The sequence below is a fragment of the Pseudomonas sp. NY15364 genome (assembly GCF_048068235.1).
Classification (GTDB): Bacteria; Pseudomonadota; Gammaproteobacteria; order Pseudomonadales; family Pseudomonadaceae; genus Aquipseudomonas; species Aquipseudomonas mendocina_D.
The window spans coordinates 53,762-70,375 of sequence record NZ_JBLUPX010000008.1 but is presented as its reverse complement, the minus strand read 5'-3'; the positions used below and the strand labels follow the sequence as shown (position 1 = coordinate 70,375).

Sequence of the window (16,614 nt, the reverse complement as noted above, 5' to 3'; positions counted from 1 at the left end):
GTGCACAAGCGCGGCCGCATCTTTCCCTGGCGGGGCGGCAATCGCTTCGAATTGCTGCTGGACGGGCCGTCGTTCTTCCCACGCATGCTGGCGGCCATCGAGGGCGCCAGCCAGCAAGTGGAGATTGAGCTTTACCTGATGGAGGACGGCCGCTGCAGTGAGCGTCTGGTCGATGCCCTGTGCCGGGCGGCCGAGCGCGGCGTGGCGGTGCGCGGCCTGTTCGATGCCTATGGTGCGGCGGGGCTGGGTGCTGCGCTGCGTGAGCGGATGGCGGCCGCGGGCGTGCAGCTGCGCTGGTACAACCCGGTGCGCTGGCGGCGTGGCATCCGCAACTTTCACCGCGACCACCGCAAGCTGCTGCTGGTGGACCAACGCCTGGCTTACGTCGGCGGCACTGGCTCCACCGACGAATTCTGGTTGCCAGACGAGGCCCGCAGCCCCTGGCACGAAGTCATGGTGGAAATGGAAGGGCCGCTGGTGGGCGACTGGCAGCAGTTGTTCGAGCAACTCTGGCTGGCGCGTTTTTCCTGGCGCCCCAGCCATCAGCCGGCCGCGCTGAGCCTGCCCGAATGCCCGCCAGCAGGGATTGGCCTGGGGCGTGTGGCCTATGCCGACGCAGCGCAGCACCGCGACATCCTGCTGTCGCTGCTACGTGCCTTGCGCGGGGCCAAGCAGCGGGTCTGGCTGGCCACACCGTACTTCCTGCCTACCTGGAAAATCCGCCGTGCCCTGCGCCGCGCCGCTGCCCGTGGCGTCGAAGTGCGCCTGTTGCTGGCCGGGCGCCACACTGACCATCCTCCGGTGCGTTTTGCTGGCCAGCGCTACTACCCCAAGTTGCTCAGAGCTGGGGTGCGTATCTTCGAATACCAGCCGCGTTTTCTGCACCTGAAGATGGTACTGGTGGACGACTGGGTTAGCGTCGGTTCGTGCAACTTCGACCACTGGAACCTGCGCTTCAACCTCGACGCCAACGTCGAGGCGCTCGACCCGGACTTTACCCAGGCCGTGACGGCCAGCTTCATCGAGGACTTTGGCGTCAGCCGCGAAATCACCCTCGACGACTGGCGCCAGCGCCCTTGGTGGCGTCGTGCGCAGCAGCGGTTGTGGGGCTGGCTGGATCGGCTGGCGGTGAATCTGTTGGATCGTTGGCGTTGAGAAAGGCCCGCTCAGGATGGCTAGCGGGCCTGAAAGCACTTAGCCGAGGAAGTAGAACGCGCCGCAGATCACCACGCCCGAGTACAGCAGCATCATCAGGCAGTAGCCCATGATGTCGCGGGCGCCGAGGCCGACGATGCCGAGCAGCGGCAGCGCCCAGAACGGCTGGATCATGTTGGTCCAGGCGTCACCCCAGGCAATTGCCATGGCGGTGACGGTCGGCGAAACCCCCAGAGCCTGGGCGGCTGGCAGCATGATCGGGCCTTGCACGGCCCACTGGCCGCCACCGGACGGGACGAACACGTTGACCACGCCTGCGCTGAGGAAGGCCAGCAGCGGGAAGGTGTCGGCCGAGGACCAGGAAATGAACGCCTCGGTGATCTGCCGGCCGAGGGAGATGCCGTCGGCATTGGCGCCCATCATCATGCCCATGATCCCTGCGTAGAACGGGAACAGCAGGACGATGCCGCCGATGCCGCGCACGCTTTCGTCCACCGCACGCATGTAGCGCTCCGGGGTGCCGTGCATCAGCAGGCCGCTGAACAGGAAGATGGCGATGACCACGTCCAGGCCAAGCACGAAACCCTTGGTGGCGAAGTGGTTGAACAGATAGATGCCAGCCATGGCCACCAGTGCCAGACCGAGGATGCGGCTATCGTCCAGGCGCTGCGCCGGGGTTTCACGGGACGGGAGTTCCGCACGCGATTCCACCAGCTTGGCCGGATCGGCGACCTTGGCACCCTGACGCGGGTGCATGGCGCGGTTGAGCAGCGGCAGGCCGATCACCAGCAATGCGACGATGGTCAGATTGAGGGTGCTGAACAGGGTTTCGGTGATGCTTACCGGGTCGGTCAGTACGCCAGCAGTGATGCGTGCCAGATCCGGGCCGCCGGTGGCCAGGGAGAGCGGCACCGAGCCCGCCAGGCCGCCGTGCCAGACCAGGAAGCCCGAGTAGGCCGAGGCTACCAGCAGCGGGTAGTCGACGCCGTCGACCTTGCGCGCCAGGGCGCGAGCGAACACCGCGCCGATCACCAGGCCAAAACCCCAGTTGACCCAGCAGCCGACCAGCGCCACCAGGGTGACCATGATGATCGCCTGACCGGGGGTGCGGGCCATACCGGCCAGGCGGTCGAGTTGGCGGTTGATGATCGGTGCGCTGGCCAGGGCGTGTCCGGTGACGAAGATCAGCGCCATCTGCATGGCGAAGCCGAGTAACGTCCAGAAGCCGCCGCTCCAGTGCTGCACCATGGCCGGTAGCGATTGGCCGGTGGAGAAGATACCAGCCAGTAGAACTCCCAAGGTCAGGAGCGCAGAGAACACGAAGGGTGAGGGCAGGTACTTCTGTACCAGGCTCACGCTCATGCGGGTGAGGGTGTTGAACATGGATGACGCCTCTTTCTTATGGTTGTGTAAGGGCTGTTCCAAGCATTCAGGTCGGTTGTGCCTGGCGGGTGGAAATGACAACGCCCGGCCGGAGCCGAGCGGATGGTTGTGTTGCTCCGTAGGGCGGGTGAAACCCGCCGGTTCCGATAGTGGCAGGTTGCACCCGCCCTACGGTTTCGCGCTTTACTCGCGCTCGATGGCCAGGGCCACGCCCTGGCCGCCACCGATGCACAGCGTGGCAAGGCCTTTCTTGGCATCGCGGCGGATCATCTCGTGCAACAGGCTGACCAGCACGCGGCAGCCCGAGGCGCCGATGGGGTGGCCGAGGGCGATGGCGCCGCCGTTGACGTTGACCTTGTCGGCATCCCACCCCAGCTCCTGGCCGACCGACAGCGCCTGGGCGGCGAAGGCTTCATTGGCTTCGATCAGATCCAGGTCAGCCAGGCTCCAGCCAGCTTTCTCCAGGCAACGACGGGTGGCCGAGACCGGGCCGATGCCCATGATCGCCGGGTCGACGCCGGCATTGGCGTAGCCGGCAATCTTCGCCAGCACCGGCAGGCCCAGCGCCTGTGCCTTGGCCGCGCTCATCAGCAGCACGGCGGCGGCGCCGTCGTTGAGGCTGGAGGCGTTGCCGGCGGTGACGCTGCCGTCTTTCTTGAACGCCGGCTTGAGCTTGGCCAGGGATTCGGCGGTGGTGCCGGCACGCGGCTGCTCGTCACGGGCGAAGGCGATGGGGTCGCCCTTGCGCTGCGGGATCAGCACCGGAGTGATCTCGGCATCGAAGCGTCCGGCTTCGATGGCCGCCACGGCTTTCTGCTGCGACGCAGCGGCGAAGGCGTCCTGGGCTTCACGGCTGATGCCGTACTTTTCCACCAGGTTCTCGGCGGTGATGCCCATGTGGTAGTCGTTGAAAGCGTCCCACAGGCCGTCGACGATCATGCTGTCGAGCATCTGTGCATGGCCCATGCGCAGACCGGTGCGGGCTTTGGGCAGCACGTAGGGCGCCAGGCTCATGTTCTCCATGCCGCCGGCGATGATCACCTCGGCGTCGCCGCAGCGAATGGCCTGGGTGGCCAGGTGCAGGGCTTTCAGGCCCGAACCGCAGACCTTGTTCAGGGTCATGGCCGGTACGGCGTGGGGCAGGCCGGCGCGGATGGCGGCCTGGCGTGCGGGGTTCTGGCCACTGCCTGCGGTAAGCACCTGGCCGAGGATCACTTCATCGACCTGGGCAGCGTCGAGGCCGGTCTGCTCCAGCAGGCGCTTGATGACGATGGCGCCGAGTTCCGGCGCGGGAATATCGGCCAGGCTGCCCTGGAAGCTGCCGATGGCGGTGCGGGTGGCGGCGACGATGACGACGTCTTGCATGGGTAATCCTCTGGGTACGGTAGGACGGAGAGCTTCGCGGATGAATCCGCTCCTACAGGGAGTGCAGCAGATAACACCAAATAAAAACACCCCGCAAAACGCCAGTCGTGGTGGCGTTTTGCAGGGCGGTAGACAACCTAGAACTGCATTTCCGGGACGTGCTCGGGGACGATCAGCTTGCCGGCGGTCTTGGCGACGATTTCCTCGACGCTCACGCCCGGTGCGCGTTCGCGCAGGATGAAGGCGCCGTTCTCGATCTCCAGGTAGGCCAGGTCGGTCAGTACCTTGCGAATGCAACCGCTGCCGGTCAGTGGCAGGCTGCAACGCTCGAGCAGCTTGGATTCGCCGTCCTTGGAGGCGTGGGTCATGGTGACGATGATGTTGTCGGCGCCGGCCACCAGATCCATGGCGCCGCCCATGCCCTTGACCAGCTTGCCGGGGATCATCCACGAGGCGATGTTGCCGTTAACGTCCACCTCGAAGGCGCCGAGCACGGTCAGGTCGACGTGACCGCCACGGATCATGGCGAAGGATTGCGCCGAGTCGAAGATCGCCGCGCCCTTGATCGCGGTGACGGTTTGCTTGCCGGCGTTGATCATGTCGGCGTCCACTTCCTCTTCGGTGGGGAAGGCGCCCATGCCGAGCAGGCCGTTCTCCGACTGCAGCATCACGGCCATGCCCTCGGGCACATAGTTGGCCACCAGAGTCGGGATGCCGATGCCGAGGTTGACGTAGAAGCCGTCCTGCAACTCGCGGGCGACGCGTTGGGCCATTTGTTCACGGGTCAGTGCCATGCTGGTCTCTCCTCAGGCGCGCAGGGTGCGTTTTTCGATGCGTTTCTCGAAGCTGCCGCAGATCAGCCGGTCGACGTAGATGCCGGGGGTGTGAATCTGCGTAGGGTCGAGTTCACCGGGCTCGACGATCTCTTCGACCTCGACCACGGTGATGCGCCCGGCGGTGGCGACCACCGGGTTGAAGTTTTGCGCGGTGTGGCGGTAGACCACGTTACCGAAGTGGTCGGCCTTCCAGCCTTTGACGATGGCGAAGTCGCCGGTGATGGCCGGTTCGAGGATGTAGTTGCGGCCATTGATCTCGCGCGCTTCCTTGCCTTCGGCGACCGGGGTGCCGTAGCCGGTGGCGGTGAAGAACGCGGGGATGCCGGCGCCGCCAGCGCGCAGCTTCTCGGCCAGGGTGCCTTGTGGGGTCAGTTCGACTTCCAGCTCGCCGGAGAGCAGTTGCTGCTCGAACAGGGCGTTCTCGCCGACGTAGGAGGCGATCATCTTGCGGATCTGCCGGTCTTCCAGCAGCACGCCGAGGCCGAAACCGTCGACACCGCAGTTGTTGGACACCACGGTCAGATCGCGCACGCCGCGACGACGGATCTCGGCGATCAGGTTCTCGGGGATGCCACACAGGCCGAAACCGCCGGCCAGCACAGTCATACCGTCCTGCAGGCCGTCCAGGGCTTCTGCATAGCTGCCGACGCGTTTGTCGAGTCCGCTCATTAGAGGCTGCCTCTTTTGTTGTTATCTGGGGTGAGACCAAGCTTCTGCGCTATGGGCTTATTTGTTAAGTTTGTTTTTCCTCTTGATTGATCAGGTAAATAAATCAATGACCGTCAAGCAGCTACGCGCCTTTCTCGCCGTGGCGCAGAGCCTGAGCTTCGCCCAGGCCTGCGAGCGCCTGCATCTGTCGCAGCCAGCACTGAGCCTGGCGATCAAGAACCTGGAGCAATCGCTCGGCGGCCAGTTGCTGGTGCGCACCACCCGCAGCGTGGCGCTGACGCCGGAGGGTGAGACGTTGCTGCCGATTGCGGTGCGCCTGCTGGCCGACTGGGACAACGCCGAGGATCTGCTGCGTCAGCACTTCACCCTGCAGATGGGCAAGGTGGCGGTAGCGGCCATGCCGTCGTTCGCCGGCAACCGTCTGCCGGCGGCGCTGCGCGCCTTCCGCGATGCCTACCCACGAGTCAACGTGGCGGTGCACGACGTGATCAACGAACAGGTGATGGAGATGGTGCGCGACGGTCGCGTCGAGCTGGGCATCGCCTTCGAACCAACGACACTGGATGGTTTGCAGTTCACCCCCCTGTACGAGGACCGTTTCGTCGCCGTGGTGCCTGTCGCCAGCGAGTTGGCCGAGCAGTCCTCGCTGACCTGGGCACAGCTGCTGGAACAACCCTTCATCACCCTGCAACGGCCCTCGGCGGTGCGTTTGCTACTGGAAGACAGCGTGACTGCTAGCCACGGCAAGCTACCGGTGGCGTTCGAGAGTCATCAGTTGGTCACGGTCGGGCGCATGGTCGCCGAAGGCCTCGGCGTCAGCGCCGTGCCGCAGCTGTGCCGGCAGCAGATGGAAGAACTGGGCGCCCGCTGCCTGCGGCTGAGCGAGCCGCAGGTGTCGCGTCGTGTTGGCCTGCTGCACCAGGCCGGGCATCAACTGTCCAGCGCGGCGCAGGCGTTGAGTGAGACCCTGCTGCTACAGGAGCAGTAAGGTCAATCGCCCAACAGTTCCAATAGCCGCTCGCCGAACACCTCGGGCCGGCCTTCGAACAGGCGCTGCAACGGCTGTCCATCCGCCAGATAGCGGTAGAGCCGCTGGCGCTCGCTGAAGTCTCCGGCCAGGCGTGCGGCAGCGCTGACGTAGTCCTCGATGCTATCGGCGATCAGCCACTCGGGCAGGCCGGCGCGGCGCAGTAGTCCTTCGTCGATGTGTTCGAACACCTCCGCACCGGTCTTGCACACACCCGGCAGGCCGACGGTCAACGCATCGATGATGCCGTTGGTATTGCCGAACGGAAACGGGCTGAGGAACAGGTCGCAACGGCTGAAGGCGCCGAGGTACTGCGGGTAGGGCTGGTGCGGGTAGATTCGCGCATCGGGCAGATAACGCCGGATCAGGCGCTGCAGCTGTGGGAAGAGCAGGCCTTGCGCCTGGCCGATGAGAAAGTGAAAACGCACCTGCTTGCCGTACTGCCCTTGGGTGAGCTGGGCGATCTGCTGGCAGGCCTGCAGAAAACGCGGGTTGAGCTTCATGGTGGTGGCGGCGATGGCGATTGCAACTTCGTTGCCGTCGCAACGCTCGGGTAGTGAAAGCTCCACGGGGATGGCCGAGGGGCGGTAGGGCTGGCCGTCGCTCGGTAGCAGAAGCAGTTTTTCGTCGAAACAGGCCGGATTGCCGACGAAGTCCTCTTCGACGCTGATGTAGTCGATGTGCTTTGAACCGGTGGTTGCCGGATGCCCCAGTGCTGCGACCTGCAAGGGCGCCAGGCGCAGGTTGGCGAGAAACAGGGTGAGCGGGAACATGCCCACGCTAGGCATGTACAGCACCTGTGGTTGCAGTTCGGCCGCCAGCTCGCGCACCTGGCGTACGCAGGCCAGCAGATCGTTTGGTGCGCTCAGCTCGGTGAACGCGTCGAACACCGCGCGTCCCAGGTCGTCGACGTTGCTGGCATAACCCACGGCATGCAGGTCGAAGTGCTGCCGAGCGGCTTCGAGTGTTCTGGAATGGGTGCGGTAGATCGAATGACCACCGGAGAACCACTCCAGGGCCACCAGCATCTTGCGCTTGCCAGAGGCGATGCGAGGTGCGGTCATCGGTAGCGAGTCGATGCCGTTGTTCGCCAGTTTGCGTTCGACCAAGCGGCAGATGGAGCGCTTGATGCGATGGCGCTGTGGCAGGTCGGCGTAACTGCAGTGCATGTAGACGTCATGAATGATCGCCACCGGCAACTGATCCAGGCTGTCGAGGCTGTCCAGTCGTTCCGGCAGCCAGGCCAGCAGTGCTTCGCGCTTGGAGTGCGCGGCGGGCGTGCCGAGAAAGCGCGGCGACAGCAGCGCCATGCACAGCGCCACGGTCAGGTTGCGGTTCTGTTGCCAGAGCAGTTCCACGTCCAGCGGCAGCTGTGACTCGGATGAATAGAGCACGCAGAACTTCACCAGCTCTGTCGGCGCCACTTCGAACCGGCCGTCTTCACCGCCATACAGGTTGAGCGCACGCAGGATATGGTCGGCGTTGACGAAGGCGCTGGCGGCGAACAGCGAGGACAGCCAGCGCTGGAAGTTGATCAGTTGATCGAAACCGGTGGGGCTGATCTGGAAGCCTGGGTCGGAAAACAGCGTGGTGATCGCGCTGGTGATACGCGTCAGTACATGGGCTTCGAGATCCGCCGCGGAAACCGCCGGCGATACCGAGAGCACGAACTGGCCGGATAGCTTGCCGTAGTGGCGGTCGATGATCAGCAGCAGGCGAATCAGCTCGCGTGCGGCCGCCTCGTGCTGGCGCGAGTAGCAGAGCTGCTCGAAGTGTTCGAGGGAAAACTTCTCGTCGGTCATGGAGTGGCCTTGTTACGTATGGGCGGGCGCGACGTGTATGGCGTCGCGCCGCGCCTTTTCAGTTTTCGCTGGGTGCCGCTGCCTGCAACTGCGACAGATCCAGATCGATCAGGTCGATACGCGGCGCGAGCGGTGTCTGCCGGTAGTCAGGATACAGAACCTGGCTCCAGGCGCTGCCGGCGATCTGCTGCTGCAGGTGACTGCGCGTTGCCTCGCCATCGCTGCCGAGGATGCTGGCGTTGATCAGCCCGCCGAGCCGATAGACCACCGCGCCACTGCCGCTGGCACCGATGCTGGTGTTGTCGCTGCCGTTGGCGATGTAGGTGCCGCCAGGTGCCTGCGCATCGATCAGCAGGATGCCGTTCTGAACGCCGAGGCGGTTGTTGCCGCTGACGAAGTTCAGCGCCGTGCCGCCGCGGCTGAAGGCTTCCAGGGTCAGGTTGCCGCCAGCGCGGGTCAGCAGGCTGTTGCTGCCGCTGCTGGTGCCGTTGAAGGTGATGCCACTGGCGCCGTTCTCACCACGACCGCTGACCTTGATATCGCCACTGGCCGAACTCAGCGAGATGCTGTTCGAGCCGCTGCGTATGAACACCCCGCTGGCCTCGCTGCCGCCGTCAGTGCGACCGTTGAGGCTGATGTCACCGCTGTTGCTGGCGATGGTCACCGAGCTGCCATTGCTGGACGGGTAGAAATGGATGCCGTTGCCCGTTCGCGAATAGCCGTCGAGGCTGATCGAGCCGCTGCCGGTGGCACGCAGTTCGGTTTGCCCGGTGAGTATGCTGAGGCCATTGGCATTGTTGGCCTGGCCAGTGATGCTGAGCTTGCCGTTCTCCACGCTGAGCAGGTTGTTGCCGTTGCTGTAGAAGTCCACGCCATCGCCCGAACCGGTCGAGCGGCCGATCAGGGTGACGTTGCCATTACCGGTGGTCTGGATGATGTTGGTCACGCTGAGCAGGGCGATGCCGTGATCCAGCTCGCTGCTGTCGGGGGAGTGAAAGTGGCCATCGAGCAGGATGTTGCCGCCCTGCGAGGCGATGCGGTTGGTCGAGGCCTGGCCGCTACCGCCGAGGGCGATGGCGTCGGAGGTGCCCACGCTGTCACCGCGCAGGGTGATGTCGCCGGTCTGGGTGGTGATGCTGACGCCCAGCGAGGCGCCGCTTGAGTTGAGGAAGATGCCGTAGCCACCGAAGCTGCTGGTGCTGTTGCCATTGATCTGGATATCGCCGGTGGTGGTCGACAGCTCAATGGCCGCGCCGCTGCCGGAGGGCGCGAGATCCACGCCCCGACCGGAGATGCTGTTGCCTTCCAGGGTCAGGTTGCCGCTCTGGGTGCCGACACGGATCGCGGAGTTGCTGCCGCTGGCATCCAGGAACAATGCGCGGAACGAGCCGCTGCCGGTATTGATCACGCTGTTGTCGGCAGCCAGGCGCACGTTGCCGGCAGTGCTGGCGATGTTGATGGCGCTACCACTGCCTGAGGTGATCAGGCCGAGCGAGGGCGTAGTGCCGCCGGAGCTGTTGCCTTCGACGGTGATGTCACCATCGCTGAGCAGGTTGATCGAGGCGCCAGCACCGGTGACGTTGAGCACTGTGCCGTAGCTGCCGCCACTGTCGCCGGCCAGTACGATCCTGCCGGAGTCACTGGCGGTCAGGTTGATCGCACCATCGCCTGCAGCTGCCAGGTACAGCGCGCGGCCGCTCTGGCTATTGGCCTTAACCGTCAGGGTGCCGCTGCCGACACCGATGTTCTGCGTCGAACCACTGCCGGTGGAGCAGATCAGCACGCCGAAGCCGGAGACAGCATTACCACTGAGGGTGACGTTGCCCGAGCCGCTGGCAGCGATGGTGTTGCTGGTGCTGAACAGACGCGTGCCGTTGCCCGAACCCAGGTTGTCGGCGCTGATGTCGATGGAGCCAGCGCCCTCGGTCAGCAGGTTGCTGCCGCCATGCAGGATGAAGGCGTCACCCGTGCCGCTGCTGCTGGCCTGCACGGCGGTGATGTTGATATCGCCGCCGCCGGCATCGATGGTGCTGGCGGAGATGTTCATCGCGGTAGCGCTGGAGCCGGCAGCGAGGCTGGCCGAGGTGGCGCCGCGAATGGTGACGTCGCCGCCGTTGGTGTCGATCAGGCTGGAGCGGATGAACACCCCGGTGCCGCTGCTGACGTTGGTGCTGGCGAACGAGCCGCTCGGGTCGATCGCACCGCTGATGGTCAGGTCGCCACCGTTGGTGCGGATGGTCGCGTTGTTCAGCGCCACCGAGCCGTTGGCGCTGTTGTTGAAGTTCGACAGCAGCGACACGTTCAACGTGGCGCCATCTGCATGGGTAATGCTGGTGCCGGTCATGTTGACGTTACGGTGGGCGATCAGCGTCAGGCTGGCATTGCCCTGCGCCTGAACGTTGTCCAGCACGTTGATATCGCCGGAAGTGCCTGGGCCGGGCGAGGTCTGCACGATGATGTTGGCACCCTCGCTCAGCGACGCATTGAGCGTGGCCGAGCTGAGGGTCGAGCTGCCGCCAGCGTTGGGGGTGAACGGGCTCTCGCTGGAGGTACCGGAGCTGGCAGCGCTGGTGATGTTGATGGTGTACGGGTCGAGCAGCCAGGTGCCGCCCTTGCCGGAAGCAGCGCTGAGGTTGACGCGGCCGGTGGCATCCAGGGCATGGGCTGAGGTTTCCACGAACCCGCCATTACCGCCTTCGCCACCCCCGATCACGCTGATATTGCCGTGGAACTGAGTGCTGTCGGTGGCCCATAGAATGACTTTGCCGCCATCGCCACTGTTGAGCGCGTCGGCCTCGATGCGCGCGTCCTTGCCCATATGGGTGGCACTGGCGTGCTGCAACGGGCCAGTGCCCTGGTAGTCTCCGCCGAGCAGCACGGTGCCGCCGCCGGCATCGCCGCTTGCGTCGATACGCGCATCGTCGAACAGACCGACGTATTCGCCGGTCATGGTCACTTCGCCGCCGCGTTCGCCGGCATTGCGGCCGGAGACGTCGAGCACGCCGCTGCTGGCCACCACGCCGCTGTTGCCGCCGTCGAGGACGATACGGCCATTGCGTTGCTGCAGGCTGCTGGCCTCGATCACGCCTTCGTTGTTGACCACCTTGCTGAGCATGGCGTCGCTGGCGCGGGCGCTCATGATCACGGTACCGCCGTTGGCTTGCAGCAGGCCCTGGTTGACCACGCTGGCATCGATGACGGCTTCGTCGACCTGCATGTTGATCAGGCCGTCGCCGTGGTAGTCGAGGGTGATCTTCTCGCCGCCGCCGAGCACCACCGAGCCCATCTTCGCGACCACGGTACCCTCGTTGCGTACCTGGGCGCCGAGCAGGGCGACGCTACCGCCGTCAGCCGCACGGATCGTGCCCTGGTTGATCACCGCACCGCCGGCGCCCTTGCCATCGAACTGCAGGCGCCCGGCCATGAAATCGTTATCGGCGATGTCCAGGGCGCTGGCTACCAGGCCGCCGACGTTAACCGCGGCGCTGCTGCCGAACAGCACACCGGTGGGGTTGATCAGATAGACCTGACCATTGGCATTGATCTGGCCCATGATCTGCGAGGCGTCGCTGGACAGCACGCGATTGAGCGCCACCGACGAGGCGCCTGGCTGGTGAAAAGTCACCGTGGCATCACGGCCGACATTGAAGGTGTCCCAGGTGGCGATCAGTTTCTGGCTGTTCTGGTTCACATCCAGCACATTGCCGGACTGGCTGATGCTGCCGCTGCCAGCAGTGATCTGGCCGTTGCTGGGCAGGGCGTTGTTGTCCAGCGCCATGGCGTTCAGCGGCATCAGGCCGTGCATCACGCACAGCACGGCGTAGCTCAGCGGCTTGAGAGAAGGCAGTTGCGGACGACGGCCGCGACGGGCGTTTTTATTGTTCACGGTCATCTCCTCAGAACGAATAGTTGAAGCCGGTGCCGATGGCGTTGATGGTGGTGCCGACGCCTGGCGAGTAGCCGCTGGCAGCGTAGGCGCCGGCCACGGCGAAGTTGTAGTTCGACAGCGAGGCATTCTTCAGCAGCACGTAGTGGGCGAACACCTCGGTGTTGCGGGTGAAACGATAGCCGACGCCCAGGGCGTACTGGCGCGCACCCATGCCGCTGGTGTCGCACTCGATCCCGCTGGCGGAGATCATCGAACACTCGCCAGGCAGTGCGCGGGCATAGCTGGCGCGCAGGCGCCAGGCGCCGATGCGGTGGCTGACGCCGAGCATGTAGGCGCGGCGGCGGTATTCGGAGAGGTCGCTGAAGCTGACGCTGTTATTGATCACGTCGTCTTCCGAGTAGTAGAGCTCGTCGGCCACCAGCGACAGCTGGGTATTGCCGAAGCGGTAACCCAGGCCGAAGCGGAAGCTGTAGTCGTTCGATGAGGTGCCTTCGGTGACGTGAGTGTTGCTGCCCACGCCGCGCGCGTTGCGGCCCAGGTTGGCGATACCGAAGTAGTTGACGTGACGTTCGGCGGCGGCGACTGCGGTGAAACCGCCGTTCTTGTAGGTGACGCTACCACCGTAGATATAGCCCCGGTCGACGTCTTCTGCTGCTCGCATGCCGTTGTTGGAGTAAGCCAGCTTGACCTGCAGGCCATGCCACTCCGGCGACCACCAGGCGACCACGCCGGACTGGCGACGGTTGAACGCGGCGTCGGAGTTGACGCTCTCGTCGGCCTGGCTGAGCGGGCCGGATACGTAGCTGGCCAGGCTGCTGTTGAAACCGGGCGAGCCGATGATGTTGTAGTAGGCCGCGCTGGTCTTGCCGAAGAACGGGTCGAGGCTGGTGGTGCTTTCCTTCAGCGGCATGTCCCAGACGCCGTAGAGCAGGGTGCCGAAACGGTCGTCATCGAGTGCTACGCCGGAGTTGCGCAGGCGTGTGTTGGGCGATATCGACAGCGGTGCGGTCTCGTCGCCACTCAGGGTGTAGTTCACCGAGATGCCGTATTCCAGCTGCCACAGAAAACGTGTGTCGTCGTTGATCGGGATGCCAGCGTGGGCACCGATGTAAGAGACGTTGTCGCGTGCACGCCAGTAGCTGGACATGTTGCGGCCATTGGGTGTGGCCAGCTTGCTTTGGTCAGCCGGGGAGGCACGGGAGGAGTCACGACGGTCGATGTATTCCGGCACCAGACCGAGCGATCCGTAGAGCACCAGTTCGGTGTTCTTGCTGCGGAAGTCCTCGCGACTGCCGACGTCCTTGGCCAGGCCGGCGAAAGCCTGCGGCGTGCCGGTGACCGACAGCCAGAAGCGCTTGTTGTCGCGCTCGTCGCTGATCGGGTCGTCGCCCGGCGAGAAGGCCAGGCTGGCATTCATCACCAGGTCGCGGTGATAGACGTTTAGGCCCACACCGTAGCCGTAGCGGGTCAGGTGATTCTCGCTGTCGTCCCAGGGATTCTTGTTCACCCGCACCCGGCCGCTATCGGCGAACAGGGTGGCTTCGGCAATGGCGCCATAATAGCGGCCGAGGTATTTGCGCAGCTCCAGGCGACCGAGCAGGCCTTCATCGCCTGCGGCTTCGCCGACCGGGTAGGCACGCACGCCGTTGGGGCCGCCGAGGCTGAATTTCTCCGAGGCATCGAGGTTCTTGTCCGCCCACTGGCCGCTGAGGGAGGCGAACAGCGAGTAGCCACCGCCCAGTTCCTGCAAGCGGCTGAATGCCAGGTTGGCCTTGCGATAACGGCCGGCGGCATTGGCGGTCAGTTGGTCGAGGGCTTCATCGAGCGGTGTGTCCTTGTTCAGCTTGCCGATGCCGTAGGCCAGGCTCCAGCGGTTGCTGCCGGCCCAGTCGTCACGCCAGTCGCCATAAAGCGTGGCGCTGCGGAATACGGCGGATTTCTTCACCGCGAAGGCGCCGGCTTCGTCCTCGAAATGACGATGCTCTTCGGCCAGGTTGAACGAGATGTTGGCATCGCGGCTACGCAGCAGCGAGCTGTCGAGAAACACCGAGGAAACGATGGCGGTACCGCTGGCGTCAGCGGTCTTCAGGCTCTTGCCGATGGCGTATTCCATCTCCGCGTAGTTGGCGCCCAGGGTGACACCACTGGCGCCCAGCGGCTGGCGGTAACCTAGGCCGCGAATCTCCAGGCCTTCGAAACTGTTCTGGCCATTGAAGAACAGGCTTTCGCCGAAGCCGAAGGCGTCGTTTAGGCTGACGTTGCTGGTGACCCGGTTGGAGCCGGTGTAGTAGTTGCCGTGGTTGTCGAAGCTGACGCGGCCCGTCCAGGCAGTCATCTCACTGAGCTTGAGGACGATGTCGGATGCGCCCGGCTCGCGCGACGGTTGCAGCACGGCGCGCACCGAAACCCCGGCGATATCGGACAGGCGCAGCAGCACGCGCTCCAGATCGGCCTCGCGGATCACGCTGCCGCTGGGAATGGCGTCGACAAAGCTCTGTTGCATGCCTGGGCGCAAGCGCACGTTGGGCTCGGGTTCGGCGCGCACCGTGCCGACGCGACCTTCCTGCACGCCGATGGTAACCACGCCATCGCTGATTTCCTGGGCGGGCAGATAGGCGCGGGCGACCAGATAGCCGCGGCTGCGATACAGCTCAGTGACGCGCGCAGCGGCCTCACGCAGGCCGGCGAGATTCAGCTCTCGACCGGCATAGGGGGCAAGCTCCTGCAGCAGGCGCGACTCACTGATCTCACGGTTACCTGTGAGCTTGAACGCATTCACGCGAAAGGCGGCAGAGGCCTGCTCGGCAGGGTTTGCAGCCTGGCTGCGGTCATCCTGAGCTTCGATGCGCACATTGCCACGCGGCGCATCCTGGGCGCGTTCGGCCGGGCGCAGAATGTCGCGGTTGTTGTCGAACAACGTGCCGGCGGAGGGCAGGGGTTCGGCATGAGCCTGGGCAGCGAGGATCGCCGCGGCCAGCAGGGTCAGATTGCGCGGATGCAGCACCCGGCGTATCTGGGCGGTGGTGAAGGTCGAAGTCATGGCAAGCTCGTTGTTGTTTTTGTGAGTCGGGCAGAAGAGGTATCAGCGTTTCGGGAACAGCGTGTTGGCGACAATCTCCGTGCTCAGCAAACGGGCCGCGTTGTGGCCGATACCGGCGACCGTGATCTGTGGGTGATGGATCGGCACCCCCCACTTGCTGGAAAGGAACGCCTCGTAGCGCAGGTAGTTGAGCTGGCGCTCGACCCGATGTGCGCCCTGCATATTGGCGCCGCAGGTGCGATCCAGTACGCGGTGCCACGGGTCGTTGTCGCGCTCACCGACCATGAAGGTCACGTCGCGAGCGGCGTAACGGCGAAACAGCTGCTCGGCCCCGAGGTTCTGCTGGATCAGATAGAAGGGGGCGCCATCCAGGCCATAGCGATAGCGGCTGAAGCTCGGGCACATGACTGTGCGCACTGGCTTGAACGAACCATCCTGCAGGCGGCTGTCTTCGATGTAGACATAGGAAGACGGAGCGGAAATGGCGTAGCGAACCTTGATCCCGGTAGTGGCGAGGCGTTCATCGCCGTCGCCGAGAATGCTGTAGCGCTGCATCAACTGGCCACCGGCGGAGTGACCGATCAACACGACTTCCTTCATTGCCGGGAAACGCTGGCGGTCGGCCAGGTACAGCAGCAGATCATCCAACACGGCGAAGGCGTCGATACCGCGGCGACCTTTGCTCGATGCGGTGCCGTGCATCCATTTGTCACGTGCCCACAGCGGCATGTCATTACCGGCGCGGCTGTCCTCGGCGGTAAGGAAATTCAATGACAGCAGCAGGGTGTCGTTGGCGTCGAATCCGGCTTTCTTCAGCAGGCTCTGACCGTATTGGTAGTAGTCGTCGGCGTTACGACGTACACCGTGGATCACCACCACGGCACGTGAGGCCGGGCTGGCACCATTCAGATTTGCATTGGCGAAGGCGAGGAAGTTGTAGGGCTCGCTCTGGCCCAGGCGCAGTAATTGCTGGTTGGCGCTGGCGAGGCCGCAGTACAAGGCGCTGGTCAGTAGAGCGATAGCCAGGACGGCCTGTCTGCGGAGGTTCGGGCCTCGCTTGAGCAGAGAACCCAGGGACCAGAGAACGTCGTACGGCATATTCCACCTCGGCAGAGAGCGCGGCACACCTGCACAAGGCATTGGCATGTCGCTAAGTCGTACCCGCTGGTTGGCAGCGCAGGTCGACCTGAGTGATTGGAGTTATGGCGACGATGCTAACAGCGGTTTTTGGCTAGATAAAATATCTTGAAAATAGACAGTTGATACTTTTTAGATATTAGCCTATGAGTGGCTCTGAACTCGTTGGGGTGGCACAGGCAGGGTGTGCCATATGCACCAATCGTTGTGACAATCTCGGTTCTTGCGGTTATCCCGGTGCGCGCGGCGTACCCTACGGGCAGCGGCGCTTGATGAGATCTTTTTGGTACTTTTAAGGTATTGATTGGATA

General features: G+C 64.3%; 10 protein-coding genes. 2 read left to right on the top strand and 8 right to left on the bottom strand.

Going from position 1 to position 16,614, the window contains the following annotated elements:
• Complete coding sequence (locus ACNFCJ_RS09200; RefSeq protein ID WP_416770930.1) at positions 1–1,155, top strand: phospholipase D-like domain-containing protein; 1,155 nt, start codon at positions 1–3, stop codon at positions 1,153–1,155.
• Between the two features lie 39 nt (positions 1,156–1,194).
• On the opposite strand, the gene ACNFCJ_RS09195 is transcribed toward ACNFCJ_RS09200, so the two are convergent.
• The 4 genes from ACNFCJ_RS09195 to ACNFCJ_RS09180 all read right to left on the bottom strand — a co-directional run bounded on the left by ACNFCJ_RS09195 (position 1,195) and on the right by ACNFCJ_RS09180 (position 5,408).
• Positions 1,195–2,538, bottom strand: coding sequence for a short-chain fatty acid transporter (locus ACNFCJ_RS09195; RefSeq protein ID WP_343350804.1), 1,344 nt, complete (start codon positions 2,536–2,538; stop codon positions 1,195–1,197).
• 183 nt (positions 2,539–2,721) lie between these two features.
• Positions 2,722–3,903 (bottom strand): acetyl-CoA C-acetyltransferase, encoded by a 1,182-nt coding sequence (locus ACNFCJ_RS09190; RefSeq protein WP_416770927.1) that lies wholly within the window; start codon positions 3,901–3,903, stop codon positions 2,722–2,724.
• A 137-nt stretch (positions 3,904–4,040) separates the two neighbouring features.
• Positions 4,041–4,697: a CoA transferase subunit B gene (locus ACNFCJ_RS09185; RefSeq protein ID WP_416770926.1), complete on the bottom strand. Its 657-nt coding sequence runs from the start codon at positions 4,695–4,697 to the stop codon at positions 4,041–4,043.
• 12 nt (positions 4,698–4,709) lie between these two features.
• Positions 4,710–5,408: a CoA transferase subunit A gene (locus ACNFCJ_RS09180; protein WP_104729189.1), complete on the bottom strand. Its 699-nt coding sequence runs from the start codon at positions 5,406–5,408 to the stop codon at positions 4,710–4,712.
• Between the two features lie 106 nt (positions 5,409–5,514).
• Here ACNFCJ_RS09180 and ACNFCJ_RS09175 point away from each other — a divergent pair, with 106 nt between their 5' ends.
• On the top strand, positions 5,515–6,396 hold the full coding sequence (locus ACNFCJ_RS09175) for a LysR family transcriptional regulator (RefSeq protein WP_416770924.1): 882 nt from the start codon (positions 5,515–5,517) through the stop codon (positions 6,394–6,396).
• A gap of 2 nt (positions 6,397–6,398) precedes the next feature.
• Here the strand turns inward: ACNFCJ_RS09175 and ACNFCJ_RS09170 are convergent, their stop codons facing one another.
• The 4 genes from ACNFCJ_RS09170 to ACNFCJ_RS09155 are packed head-to-tail and all read right to left on the bottom strand — an operon-like array spanning position 6,399 to position 16,264.
• Entirely contained in the window at positions 6,399–8,237 is a 1,839-nt protein-coding gene (locus ACNFCJ_RS09170; RefSeq protein WP_416770923.1) for a peptide transporter, read from the bottom strand.
• Positions 8,238–8,295: 58 nt separating this feature from the next.
• Positions 8,296–12,123 (bottom strand): beta strand repeat-containing protein, encoded by a 3,828-nt coding sequence (locus tag ACNFCJ_RS09165; protein ID WP_416770921.1) that lies wholly within the window; start codon positions 12,121–12,123, stop codon positions 8,296–8,298.
• A 10-nt stretch (positions 12,124–12,133) separates the two neighbouring features.
• Complete coding sequence (locus tag ACNFCJ_RS09160; protein ID WP_416770919.1) at positions 12,134–15,166, bottom strand: ShlB/FhaC/HecB family hemolysin secretion/activation protein; 3,033 nt, start codon at positions 15,164–15,166, stop codon at positions 12,134–12,136.
• Between the two features lie 42 nt (positions 15,167–15,208).
• Positions 15,209–16,264 carry a hypothetical protein gene (locus tag ACNFCJ_RS09155; RefSeq protein ID WP_416770918.1) on the bottom strand — a complete coding sequence of 352 codons (1,056 nt, stop codon included), beginning with the start codon at positions 16,262–16,264 and terminating at the stop codon, positions 15,209–15,211.
• Positions 16,265–16,614 lie beyond the last annotated feature (350 nt).

Bases quoted from the DNA above. Each gene is read 5' to 3' on its own strand.
- ACNFCJ_RS09195 (WP_343350804.1), bottom strand. From the start codon at position 2,538: ATGTTCAACACCCTCACCCGCATGAGCGTGAGCCTGGTACAGAAGTAC.
- ACNFCJ_RS09190 (WP_416770927.1), bottom strand. From the start codon at position 3,903: ATGCAAGACGTCGTCATCGTCGCCGCCACCCGCACCGCCATCGGCAGC.
- ACNFCJ_RS09185 (WP_416770926.1), bottom strand. From the start codon at position 4,697: ATGGCACTGACCCGTGAACAAATGGCCCAACGCGTCGCCCGCGAGTTG.
- ACNFCJ_RS09180 (WP_104729189.1), bottom strand. From the start codon at position 5,408: ATGAGCGGACTCGACAAACGCGTCGGCAGCTATGCAGAAGCCCTGGAC.
- ACNFCJ_RS09175 (WP_416770924.1), top strand. From the start codon at position 5,515: ATGACCGTCAAGCAGCTACGCGCCTTTCTCGCCGTGGCGCAGAGCCTG.
- ACNFCJ_RS09170 (WP_416770923.1), bottom strand. From the start codon at position 8,237: ATGACCGACGAGAAGTTTTCCCTCGAACACTTCGAGCAGCTCTGCTAC.
- ACNFCJ_RS09160 (WP_416770919.1), bottom strand. From the start codon at position 15,166: ATGACTTCGACCTTCACCACCGCCCAGATACGCCGGGTGCTGCATCCG.
- ACNFCJ_RS09155 (WP_416770918.1), bottom strand. From the start codon at position 16,264: ATGCCGTACGACGTTCTCTGGTCCCTGGGTTCTCTGCTCAAGCGAGGC.